This is a genomic window from Peribacillus sp. TH16 (genome assembly GCF_016651095.1).
In the GTDB taxonomy this organism is placed as follows: Bacteria; Bacillota; Bacilli; order Bacillales; family DSM-1321; genus Peribacillus; species Peribacillus butanolivorans.
Genome location: NZ_JAEKEM010000009.1, coordinates 1,361,106 through 1,372,769, shown reverse-complemented (window position 1 = coordinate 1,372,769; position 11,664 = coordinate 1,361,106). Strand labels below are relative to the sequence as shown.

At 38.3% G+C, this 11,664-nt stretch carries 11 protein-coding genes; all 11 read left to right on the top strand.

All coding sequences use genetic code 11. The annotated features are described in order from the left end of the window. The first annotated feature begins 5 nt into the window (after window positions 1-5). A complete protein-coding gene (locus JFV29_RS20685; RefSeq protein ID WP_190271080.1) occupies window positions 6-422 on the top strand; it encodes a GlcG/HbpS family heme-binding protein in 417 nt (138 codons plus the stop codon). A gap of 287 nt (window positions 423-709) precedes the next feature. Then, window positions 710-1,261 (top strand): cob(I)yrinic acid a,c-diamide adenosyltransferase, encoded by a 552-nt coding sequence (locus JFV29_RS20680; protein ID WP_201186113.1) that lies wholly within the window; start codon window positions 710-712, stop codon window positions 1,259-1,261. A 191-nt stretch (window positions 1,262-1,452) separates the two neighbouring features. Further along, a complete protein-coding gene (locus tag JFV29_RS20675) occupies window positions 1,453-2,688 on the top strand; it encodes a sensor histidine kinase (RefSeq protein WP_201186112.1) in 1,236 nt (411 codons plus the stop codon). A gap of 5 nt (window positions 2,689-2,693) precedes the next feature. Continuing rightward, the gene (locus JFV29_RS20670; RefSeq protein WP_242486980.1) at window positions 2,694-3,452 is read left to right on the top strand and encodes a response regulator transcription factor; all 759 of its coding nucleotides are present in this window, start codon (window positions 2,694-2,696) and stop codon (window positions 3,450-3,452) included. A 387-nt stretch (window positions 3,453-3,839) separates the two neighbouring features. Continuing rightward, the gene (locus JFV29_RS20665; protein ID WP_201186109.1) at window positions 3,840-5,537 is read left to right on the top strand and encodes an AMP-binding protein; all 1,698 of its coding nucleotides are present in this window, start codon (window positions 3,840-3,842) and stop codon (window positions 5,535-5,537) included. A gap of 205 nt (window positions 5,538-5,742) precedes the next feature. Beyond that, window positions 5,743-6,330 (top strand): TetR/AcrR family transcriptional regulator C-terminal domain-containing protein, encoded by a 588-nt coding sequence (locus JFV29_RS20660; RefSeq protein ID WP_201186107.1) that lies wholly within the window; start codon window positions 5,743-5,745, stop codon window positions 6,328-6,330. Between the two features lie 126 nt (window positions 6,331-6,456). Beyond that, a complete protein-coding gene (locus tag JFV29_RS20655) occupies window positions 6,457-7,230 on the top strand; it encodes an enoyl-CoA hydratase (RefSeq protein WP_201186105.1) in 774 nt (257 codons plus the stop codon). Window positions 7,231-7,370: 140 nt separating this feature from the next. Beyond that, entirely contained in the window at window positions 7,371-8,144 is a 774-nt protein-coding gene (locus JFV29_RS20650) for an electron transfer flavoprotein subunit beta/FixA family protein (RefSeq protein ID WP_201186103.1), read from the top strand. Between the two features lie 71 nt (window positions 8,145-8,215). Next, entirely contained in the window at window positions 8,216-9,193 is a 978-nt protein-coding gene (locus JFV29_RS20645) for an electron transfer flavoprotein subunit alpha/FixB family protein (RefSeq protein WP_201186102.1), read from the top strand. A 241-nt stretch (window positions 9,194-9,434) separates the two neighbouring features. Then, window positions 9,435-9,755, top strand: coding sequence for a thioredoxin (trxA, locus tag JFV29_RS20640; protein ID WP_328113193.1), 321 nt, complete (start codon window positions 9,435-9,437; stop codon window positions 9,753-9,755). A 103-nt stretch (window positions 9,756-9,858) separates the two neighbouring features. Further along, window positions 9,859-11,631: an excinuclease ABC subunit UvrC gene (gene uvrC / locus JFV29_RS20635; protein WP_201186100.1), complete on the top strand. Its 1,773-nt coding sequence runs from the start codon at window positions 9,859-9,861 to the stop codon at window positions 11,629-11,631. Window positions 11,632-11,664 lie beyond the last annotated feature (33 nt).

Sequence of the window (11,664 nt, the reverse complement as noted above, 5' to 3'; positions counted from 1 at the left end):
GGAAAATGAGTCATATCAATTTAACATTAGCAAAAAATCTGATTGAGAGTGCTGAAAAGAAGGCGAACGAAATTAAAGTACCTATGGTTATAAGCATTGTGGATGAAGGAGGGAATTTTGTCGCCTGTCACCGAATGGATGATGCTTTATTGGTAAGCGTTGAACTTGCGCAAAACAAAGCGTGGACTTCAATAGCCATGAAAATGACGACAGAGAATTTGGCTCTAGTAGCTGCAAATGGAAAAGAACTTTATGGTATTAATACTACAAATAACGGACGGGTTGTTGTATTTGGCGGAGGCATTCCATTGTATAATAACGGGCAAATTATCGGAGCAGTAGGTGTAAGTGGTGGCTCCGTTGATGAAGATATACGCGTAGCTCAGAGTGCAGTTGATGCACTGTATGAATTTAAAAATTAATTGGGATTCTCCATGAATAAAGCAAAATTACAATCAGTGGAGGTTCCTTATCTTCTTCACTGATTGTTACATGAATCAACTGGGCTTTTATGGACATTCGCCTTAAATAACGTGAACTGAAATGAGGGCATTGATACCAGAGTGATTTCCCATAATGCAGAGATTTTTTAAGCCTCTTAACAATCAGAATTCCACCGATTTCTGGTTTAGCGATTATCATTTTTTATGAAAAGCTTCATGATGAGAGCGGTATATAATTATCAAAAAAAATAGAGAGGGTGTAAGTAATGAAGGTTTATACTAAATCTGGTGATAAAGGTGAAACAAGTCTCGTATATGGAAAGAGAGTGTCAAAGGCATCTGTGTATGTTGAAGCTTACGGAACATGTGATGAGGCCAATTCCATGATTGGGTTAGCTTTTTCTTTTGCTCCTGCCGAAGAGAAATGGAAGTCATTACAGGAAACAATACATATTATTCAAACGAAATTGTTTCACATTGGAGCAGAATTAGCTACTCCTATAGGGAAACAAGTGGGGTGGCCGATAGAAGAAGAAGATGTTCACTTCTTGGAAAAAGAAATAGATAAAATGGAAGAACACCTTAAAGCTCTTACTAATTTTATTTTGCCTGGTGGAAGTCCAATCGGTGCATCACTTCATAGTGCAAGAACCATTGTCCGAAGAGCGGAACGTAATGCAATCGCAATTAACAAAGAACAACCGGTAAATCCAATTGTAATAAAATATTTAAATCGATTGTCTGACTACTTATTTGTACTAGCTCGTTATGTAAATCATCAGACAGGGACAATTGAACCGAATTTGCACCAAGTCTAACATCAGAAAGAAGGCTTTCTTAGTTCTAACGCAGCATGTCTTCAAGTCTTTTTATTTCACAAAAAAATTTATTTGGTTGACTCCGGAACTTTATACTTTTTATTGAAAATTAATTAGTTATAATGTAAAAAGACATATGATTTTTAATTTTCAAAATAAAAAGATAATTAATGTGGAGGTATAGGTTAACTATGTTGACATTACGTAATGTTGTGAATGTGGATATTCTTCAGGATATCCAGAAACGCTTTTCAGATGCTACCGGTTTTGGAGTAATAATTGCGGATCAGCAGGGGATACCTGTAACCATACCAACTAATTTCACAAGTTTTTGTAACCATATGCGCTCCTCCCAAGAAGGTTTGCAATGCTGTGTATTGTCGGATCAAAAGGTGGGGCTCATTGCAGCAAAACAGGCAAAGCCCATCTTGCATTATTGCCATTCTGGTCTAGTTGATATAGCTGCTCCTATTATTCTTAATGGGGAGTACCTTGGATCTGTTTTATGTGGCCAGGTGCTGTTAGAAAATCGTGATGAAAAGCATGTGAACCAGATTAGGGAGAAAATAAAACATATACCAATGGATCAAGAGCTCATACAGCTTTATGTAGAGAAGATTGAATTTACAGGTCGCAAGCGAATTGAAGCAGTAATAGAAATGCTTCAGCTAGTAGCTAATTATATTATCAAAACTGGTGCTAATAATCTTGCGCAGGATGAGTTAAATGAGAAGAATCAAAAGTTGATGGAGGAGATGGAGGTTCGTGCCACACTGGAGAAATTTCTTGAGGAAGCACAGTTTAAGGTATTGCAATCCCAGATTAATCCTCATTTTTTATTTAACACATTAAACACTATTTCCCGATTAGCTTATTTAGAGAACGCGGAACAAACACAAAAAGTGACGTATTCATTGGCTAAAATCATGAGGTACAGTCTGCGTAATATAGATCAGCATGTTTCGTTAAAAGAAGAATTGGATTATGTTAAAAATTACATAAGTATTCAACAGTCTCGTTTTCGTAACAGAATTCAATACGAAGAAATAGTAGAAGTTGATGCCGAAGCATTGAAAATGCCTATTCTTTCTATTCAACCTATAATTGAAAACGCTATCATTCACGGGTTTGAACCAAATAATAGTACAGTTGATATAAAAATTCATGTTTTTATAAAAAATGACAATGTCGTAATAGAAATCTCTGATACCGGAGTGGGGATGACAAAGGAAACGTTATCCTCTATTTTTTTACAACCAAGTGTGAGAAAAAATAGTCATACTACAGGAATTGGGATGAATAATGTCCATAAGCGAATTCAATTTTATTTTGGGGAAGAGTACGGTATTACAGCGTTAGAAAGCCAACCTGGAAATGGCACGAAGGTACGGATAGTCATCCCTAATCCAGGAGGTGTTTTGTCTTGAAGGTAATGATTGTGGATGATGAACCATTAGAACGAGAAGTGCTAACAATGATAATTAAAAGAGCAAATCTAGGAATAAGCCAATTATTCGAAGCTACAAACGGGGTGGAGGCCATGAACATAGCTAAACAAAATCGAATGGATGTTATCCTTATGGATATTAAAATGCCTATCATGGATGGCTTGGTGGCAGCGGAAATGATCAAAAGAGATGTTCCGGAATGCCAAATTATTTTCCTAACGGGGTACGATGAAAGTTACATAGCATTTAAAACGTCTAAGTCAGGAACAGGTGACTATTTATTAAAACCTGCTCACCCGAAAGAAATCGAGCAAGCCTTAAACAAATATATACCTTTAGTAAAACGCTCGGTTTCAGCTTCTTTAAAAGCACCCTGTGAACATGACGATATTTTAACAGTCATGGAATACATAGAAAATAACTATCACTTAGATATAAATTTAGATACTTTATCCAGGTTGGTCTTTCTTAGTGGCCAATATCTTAGCAGACTTTTTAAACAAGAGACTGGTTATACGATTACTCAATATGTTACGGTCCGTCGACTTGAAGAAGCGAAAAAATGTTTGACCTACAGCAGGGAAAACGTAATGGAAGTAAGCGAGAAATGTGGATTCTCCGATCCAAATTATTTTGCAAGGGTGTTCAAAAAACATGAAGGTGTTACACCAACACAATATCAGCAGCAATCTCTTATAGGAAGAAAAAAAAGAATCAACTCATTCAATAATTTTGTAATGTAGAATGAATTAATCCGTTAGATTAAATCTCTTAGGAGCCATACAAAGTTATTTATGAAAAGCAGCCTTCTCTTATTAAATATTTTAATAAACCCCGGCATATTGCGATAAACTCATTTCATATCATTTAACTTTTTACGACTGAACTTGAAAATTAAGTGAACAAATTAAGAAAAAATTACGCGAGAAGTAAGGAAAGTATCAATCTACCTGCCCCTTTACTCTATTTTAGAACCCCTACCTATAAATCTTAAAGATTCGAGGTTTCACTGCTCTACAACTGATTATCAGCCTTTATGCTTATTTTTTCTAAATTTCAGCAATTGTAAGAAAATCCCGGTTGTATTATAATGGAAAAGAGTATTGAGAATATTCAGAAGGAGGGGGCAAATGAGCAATAAGCCGTGGCAAGCTATTTATCCGGAACAAATACCAGCTGTTTTGTCGTATGAAGATAAACCTCTTTATTCATTTTTGAAAGAGTCCGCTGATGAATTTCCTGATAAGGTGTCGATTCATTTCCAGGGAAAGGAATTAACCTTCAAAGAAGTGTACGTATCAGCTTTAAAGTTCGCAGCCTATTTAAAAGGTATCGGTCTTCAAAAGGGAGAACGAGTTGCCGTCATGCTTCCTAACTGTCCGCAAGGTGTCATTAGCTTTTTTGGGATACTAATGGCTGGGGGAGTCATAGTTCAAACTAATCCAACCTATACGGAACGCGAACTCGAGTATCAAATGAAAGACTCCGGAGCGAAAATAATCGTAGCGATGGATATTTTATTTCCCCGTGTCACTGCGGTTGCCCCAAGAACAGAAATAGAACACATCATTATAACCGCCATCAAAGAATATTTGCCTTTCCCGAAAAATCTTATCTATCCCTTTATTCAAAAAAAGGAATACGGTATTGTCATCAATGTGGAGCATGCGGGTAATCACCATCTATTTACTGAAATCATGAAACGAAAAATACCAGAAGAAGTCGCTGAGCCGATTGATGTGCAGAATGACCTGGCCCTTTTACAATATACAGGAGGAACAACCGGTTTTCCTAAAGGGGTTATGCTCACCCATAAGAACTTGCTTGCAAATACGAAAATGTGTAATGCTTGGCTTTATAAAAATAAACGTGGTGAAGAACGGATTCTAGCGATTCTTCCATTTTTCCATGTGTACGGTATGACGACTGTATTGGTTCTTTCCGTTATGGAAGGGAACACGATGATCATTATGCCAAGGTTCGATGTTAAAGCAACGCTGAAAACAATTCAAAAGCAGAAACCAACAATGTTTCCAGGCGCACCAACGATGTATATCGGTCTCTTGAACCATCCGGATCTTGCAAAATATGATCTTTCTTCTATCAATGCTTGTATAAGCGGTTCAGCACCACTTCCATTAGAGATTCAAGAGCAGTTTGAGAAAATTACGGGCGGGAAGCTGGTTGAAGGCTTTGGTCTTACGGAAACATCTCCGGTTACCCATGCCAACTTTATTTGGGATCAGCCTCGGGTTAAAGGAAGCATTGGATTGCCTTGGCCGGATACGGACTCAGTAATTCTGTCACTAGAAAGTGGCGAAGAGCTTCCGCCGAATGAAATTGGTGAGATTGCAATAAAAGGGCCGCAGGTAATGCAGGGATACTGGAATCGTCCGGAAGAAACGGAAAACACATTTAAAAACGGCTGGCTGCTTACAGGCGATTTAGGTTACATGGATGAGCAAGGTTTCTTTTATGTAGTCGAAAGGAAAAAAGATACAATCATTGCAGGCGGCTTCAATATTTACCCTCGTGAGGTCGAAGAAGTACTATATGAGCATGAGGCCATTCAGGAGGTAGTCGTGGCAGGAATCCCAGATCCATATCGTGGTGAGACGGTCAAAGCCTATGTCGTTCTGAAAAAAGGTGCAAGTGTGACAGAAGAAGAATTGAATAAGTTTGCGAGAAAGAGTCTAGCTTCCTATAAAGTACCGCGCAGCTATGAATTTAGAGAGGAACTTCCTAAAACGACGATTGGAAAGATATTACGCAGAGTCCTTATTGATGAAGAAAAGAAAAAAATATCAGAGGAAAGAAAAGAAGCGTAAAGAAGCTTAACCTTCTTACGGAGCAATTGTTCATTTAGCTCCGTGTTTTTACAGAACAACTGGACAACCTAAAGATCTGAGCTGTACAATAAACATATTGGAATGTGTAGGACTCTTAAGAAGTTTTTGCTTGACAGTAAAGGGTCGCCATTTTATGATAGAAATATGAATGATGATTCATTCATTTTCTGAAAGGGGACATCCAGTGAAAAGCAACAGACCGAAGTATAATCAAATTATTGATGCAGCCGTTATCATCATCGCCCAAAACGGCTATTATCAAGCACAAGTATCCAAAATCGCCAAGCAAGCAGGCGTTGCGGATGGCACCATTTATCTTTATTTTAAAAATAAAGAAGATATTTTAATATCATTATTTCATGAAAAGATGGGCTATTTTGTAGAACAGATTGAAGAAGAACTTAAGGGAAAGAGCTCAGCTTCAGAAAAGCTGTATGTGCTCATTCAAAAACATTTTCAAATCCTTTCAGAAGACGTGAATTTAGCAATCGTCACTCAGTTGGAATTAAGACAGTCGAATAAAGAATTACGCCTAAGAATTAATGATGTGTTAAGAGGATATTTAAATTTAATTGATCAGATCATTATAGACGGAAAAGAGAACGGCGAATTTCTGCCGGATTTAAATCATTTACTTGCTAGGCAGATGATTTTTGGAACGATTGACGAAACAGTGACAACTTGGGTGATGAATGAGCAAAAGTATTCACTCTCAGACCTTGCAAAAGATGTTCACCGCCTTCTACTGGGTGGATGCAGCTTGAAAAGTTAACGATTTTAATAGAGGGTGGCTTAGTCATCCTCAAAAAAATCGATTAATCAGCTTTCCAGTTTTATGGGGAAGTGATACATATTGAATTTTCGAAAAAGTTTGACTAGCATGCCGGGAGGGATAGATATGGAATACCTTAAGCTTTCAATCGAGAATCATGTTGCTTTTATAACGATTAATCATGCACCTGCAAACGCGTTGTCTTCGATAATCATTAGAGAGCTGTCACAAGCCTTCGATCAAATTGCGGAGAACGAGAACGTACGGGTTGTCCTTCTTCATGGAGAAGGTAGGTTTTTCTCTGCTGGAGCAGACATTAAAGAGTTTACAGAGGTAGAAAACGGTAAAGCTTTCGAGAAACTGACCAAAAATGGTCAATCTGTATTTGAAAAAATTGAATCTTTTCCAAAACCGGTTATTGCAGCTATTCATGGAGCAGCGCTTGGCGGGGGATTGGAACTGGCTATGGCCTGTCACATCCGTTTAGTAACAGAAAGAGCAAAACTAGGTTTGCCTGAGCTACAGCTTGGATTAATTCCTGGATTTGCAGGCACACAACGGTTACCTCGTTATGTCGGTACGGCAATGGCCGCTGAAATGCTATTTACAAGTGAGCCAATTACAGGATTAAAAGCTGTGCAATGTGGATTAGCTAATCATGCCTTCACAGATGAAGAACTTATTCCGAAGGCGAAGGAATTAGCCTTTAAAATCGCAAAGAAAAGCCCTCTTGCATTAAAGTCGACTATTGAACTATTAAATTATACTAAGCATGATTCCTACTATAAAGGTGTAGAAAGAGAAGCTGTCCTATTCTGCCAAGCCTTCGATACTGCTGATGCAAAAGAAGGAATTGGTGCTTTTATCGAAAAAAGAGAAGCAATATTTAAAGGGAAATAGTAGTGTTTCATGTCAAAACTAGTGAATTAATAACTTATTTTTATACATTATGCAGGATTTTGATGAAATCTGAAGAATACAAGTAGTATGTTTAAAAAATTCATAATCTTCAAAACTCAAATTATTCGGGAGGTATTATCGTGAACATTTATGTGCTGCTGAAAAGAACATTTGATACAGAAGAAAAAATTACACTTTCTAACGGGAAAATTAATGAGGATGGAGCAGAATTCATCATTAACCCATACGATGAGTATGCTGTAGAAGAAGCAATCCAAGTTCGTGATGCACAAGGTGGAGAAGTAACGGTTATTTCCGTTGGAACTGAAGAAGCTGAAAAGCAATTGCGCACTGCGCTTGCTATGGGTGCTGACAAAGCCGTATTAATAAATATTGAAGACGACATAGAAAATGGCGATCAATTCACGACTGCCAAAATTATTGGTGAATACTTAAAAGGTAAAAATGCTGATTTAATCATTGCTGGAAACGTAGCAATCGACGGAGGCTCCGGCCAAGTAGGTCCGCGCGTTGCTGAGATTTTGGGAATTCCATATATTACAACAATCACTAAATTGGACATCGCTGCTGGAAATGTAAGCGTTATCCGTGACGTTGAAGGAGATTCTGAAACAATCGAAGCCTCTCTTCCATTGCTAGTAACAGCTCAACAAGGATTAAACGAACCACGTTATCCTTCTTTGCCAGGAATCATGAAAGCGAAGAAAAAACCACTTGAAGAATTAGAATTGGACGACTTGGATTTGGAAGAAGAAGATGTTGAAGCAAAAACAAAAACAATTGAAATCTACCTTCCTGCTAAAAAAGAGGCTGGAAAAGTGCTGAACGGCGAGATTAGCGATCAAGTTAGCGAACTTGTTCAATTATTACGCAGTGAAGCAAAAGTAATTTAATAGAAGCGGTTCTTTTCAAAATATACTACACACAACAAAAAGATAAAATAGAGCACAGGAGGTTTTTATAAATGGCTAGAAAGTTTCTTGTATTGGGCGAAGTTCGCGACGGTTCACTAAGAAATGTATCATTTGAAGCAATCGGTGCGGCTAAACTTGCAGCAGATGGCGGAGAAATCGTAGGTGTTTTAGTTGGTGACAGTGTTCAAAATTTTGGGAATGAATTGATCCAGTATGGTGCAGACCGAGTTGTAGCAGTTGAAAATGATCAATTAAAACAATATACATCAGATGGTTATGCGCAAAGCTTGCTTGCTGTCATAGAGCAGGAAAAACCAGAAGGCATTTTCTTCGGTCATACTGCACTAGGAAAAGATCTAGCGCCAAAACTAGCTGGCAAGCTTGAATCGGGTTTAATCTCCGATGTTACTTCTATTGAAGAAGAAGGCGGAAACATCGTTTTCACTCGCCCGATTTATTCTGGTAAAGCATTTGAAAAGAAAATTGTCACAGCTGGAATTGTGTTTGCAACTGTTCGTCCAAACAATATTGAACCATTGCCGAAAGATGAGTCCCGTTCTGGTGATGTTTCTACATTAAGTGTAGATATTAAAGACTTGCGTACGATTATTAAAGATGTTGTGAGAAAAGCAAGTGAAGGGGTCGACCTTTCAGAAGCAAAAGTAGTCATTGCCGGAGGACGTGGCGTAAAAAGTGAAGACGGTTTTGAACCATTAAAGGAACTTGCTCAAGTTCTTGGCGGTGCAGTCGGTGCTTCTCGTGGTGCATGTGATGCAGACTATTGCGATTACTCTTTGCAAATCGGCCAAACGGGTAAAGTTGTTACTCCAGACCTATATATTGCCTGCGGAATTTCTGGAGCTATTCAGCATTTAGCTGGTATGTCCAACTCTAAAGTTATCGTTGCCATCAATAAAGATCCAGAAGCTAACATTTTTAACGTAGCTGATTATGGAATTGTCGGTGATCTTTTTGAAGTCATTCCATTACTAACAGAAGAATTCAAAAAGTTAAAAGTGAACGCGTAATAGAAAGCATTTAAAGTATAAACAATATAGGTAAGGAACAAGGCATTTGACAGTTAACTGATAAATGCCTTTTTTTTTTGTGTGTTGTATTTTTAATTAATAATTAAGCTATCAGGAAGAGGTAAGAAACCTGTATATTTACTCTGTTTTTGGACATCCTACCACTGAAGCAAAATATTAGCATCGATTCTAGTAACAATGGTATACTGTCTTTAGTTATTTGAGTAAATTTGAGGAGGATATATATATGGCTATTGTAAATGCAACTGACCAAACTTTCACAACTGATACTAGCGAAGGTGTCGTTCTTGTAGACTTCTGGGCTCCATGGTGTGGACCTTGTAAAATGATTGCTCCTGTTCTTCAAGAGCTTGATACTGAAATTGGCGACACAGCTAAAATCGTAAAAGTGGATGTAGACGAAAACCAAGAAACAGCTGGAAAATTCGGCGTAATGAGCATTCCGACATTAATCGTCCTAAAAGACGGTGAAGTAGTAGATAAAGTTGTTGGTTTCCAACCTAAAGAAGCTCTTGCTGAACTTATTGCAAAACACGCTTAATATTAAGTTAGCTAAAAAAAGCTTCAAGTCTGCGGACTTGAAGCTTTTTTCGCTATCTTGATATATAATTAATTGTAAAAAGGGAGAACAGGAGGCTGAATGTATGAACCAACAAATAAAGAATAAACTTGCCCTTCTTCCCGATCAACCAGGTTGTTATTTAATGAAGGATCGTCAGGGAACGATCATTTATGTAGGAAAAGCGAAAGTATTAAAAAACCGTGTGCGCTCTTATTTCACCGGTTCCCATGATGGGAAAACGTTACGACTCGTTAATGAGATAGACGATTTTGAATACATCGTTACCTCGTCAAATATTGAGGCTCTCATTTTAGAGTTAAACTTAATCAAAAAACATGATCCAAAATATAATATCATGCTGAAGGATGACAAGACGTATCCATTCATCAAGTTGACTGCTGAACGGCATCCGCGTCTAATCATTACGAGAAAAGTCAAAAAAGATAAAGGTAAATATTTCGGTCCGTATCCGAATGCCTTTGCGGCCAATGAAACGAAAAAATTACTCGACCGCATCTATCCTCTTAGAAAATGCAATACCCTACCGGATCGCGTTTGTCTCTATTACCACCTCGGGCAGTGCCTGGCTCCATGTGTGTATGATGTAGAGGAACAGGAATATAAAAAAATGGTGGATGATATCAACCGATTTTTAAACGGCGGCCATACTGAGATAAAAAAAGAACTGACAGAAAAAATGTTAGAGGCATCAGAAGAGCTTGATTTCGAAAGGGCAAAGGAGTTCCGTGACAAAATTGCCCACATCGATATCACGATGGAGAAGCAAAAAATGATGACGACTGATTTTATCGACCGTGATGTATTTGGCTATGCCTATGATAAAGGCTGGATGTGTGTTCAGGTATTTTTTGTGCGACAAGGGAAATTGATAGAAAGGGATGTTTCCCTGTTTCCAGTGTATGATGAACCGGATCAGGAACTTCTTACATTCCTAGGTCAGTTTTACGAGATTACCAATCACTTTAAACCAAAGGAAATTTTGCTGCCAGAGTCAGTAGATGCGGAAATGGCTGAAGGGCTGCTTGGCGTGAAGACGATTCATCCAAAACGGGGATCGAAAAAGGATATGCTTAAATTGGCGAATAAAAATGCTGCCATAGCCCTTCAGGAAAAGTTTTCTTTGATTGAACGGGATGAAGCAAGAACGATCAATGCGGTGGAAAATCTTGGGGTGCAATTAGGCATCTATACCCCGCATCGGATCGAGGCTTTTGATAACTCGAACATTCAGGGCAGTGATCCGGTTTCCGCTTTAGTTGTGTTTATTGACGGTAAGCCGGAAAAAAGAGAGTATCGCAAATATAAAATCAAAACTGTCCAGGGACCCGATGACTATGAATCGATGCGTGAAGTTGTACGCAGAAGATATTCACGAGTTTTAAAAGAAGGGCTGCCACTTCCGGATTTAATCATTATTGATGGTGGAAAGGGTCATGTGGAGGCTGTTCGAGATATTTTAGAAAATGAACTGGGTCTTGATATTCCGCTTTCTGGTCTCATTAAGGATGAAAAGCACAGAACATCGCAATTGATGATTGGCAATCCGCTGGAACTGGTACCGCTTGATTCGCGTAGCCAGGAATTTTATCTGTTGCAAAGAATTCAGGACGAAGTGCATCGGTTTGCGATTACGTTTCATCGCCAGCTACGCGGGAAAAATGCGGTTCACTCGCAGCTTGATGATATACCTGGAGTCGGAGAAAAACGAAGAAAGCAATTGTTAAGGCATTTTGGTTCATTGAAAAAAATTAAAGAGGCATCGGTAGAACAAATTATAGAGGCAGGCATGCCAAAAGGAGTAGCTGAAGGAATCGTTAGAAAATTGCAAGAATAATCTTGCTACCTACATTTCTCTATGCTATGATAA

Excerpts from the sequence above, each read along its gene's own strand:
- JFV29_RS20645 (WP_201186102.1), top strand. The coding sequence starts at position 8,216 with ATGGCTAGAAAGTTTCTTGTATTGGGCGAAGTTCGCGACGGTTCACTA.
- JFV29_RS20685 (WP_190271080.1), top strand. The coding sequence starts at position 6 with ATGAGTCATATCAATTTAACATTAGCAAAAAATCTGATTGAGAGTGCT.
- JFV29_RS20665 (WP_201186109.1), top strand. The coding sequence starts at position 3,840 with ATGAGCAATAAGCCGTGGCAAGCTATTTATCCGGAACAAATACCAGCT.
- uvrC (WP_201186100.1), top strand. The coding sequence starts at position 9,859 with ATGAACCAACAAATAAAGAATAAACTTGCCCTTCTTCCCGATCAACCA.
- JFV29_RS20675 (WP_201186112.1), top strand. The coding sequence starts at position 1,453 with ATGTTGACATTACGTAATGTTGTGAATGTGGATATTCTTCAGGATATC.
- JFV29_RS20655 (WP_201186105.1), top strand. The coding sequence starts at position 6,457 with ATGGAATACCTTAAGCTTTCAATCGAGAATCATGTTGCTTTTATAACG.
- JFV29_RS20670 (WP_242486980.1), top strand. The coding sequence starts at position 2,694 with ATGATTGTGGATGATGAACCATTAGAACGAGAAGTGCTAACAATGATA.
- JFV29_RS20680 (WP_201186113.1), top strand. The coding sequence starts at position 710 with ATGAAGGTTTATACTAAATCTGGTGATAAAGGTGAAACAAGTCTCGTA.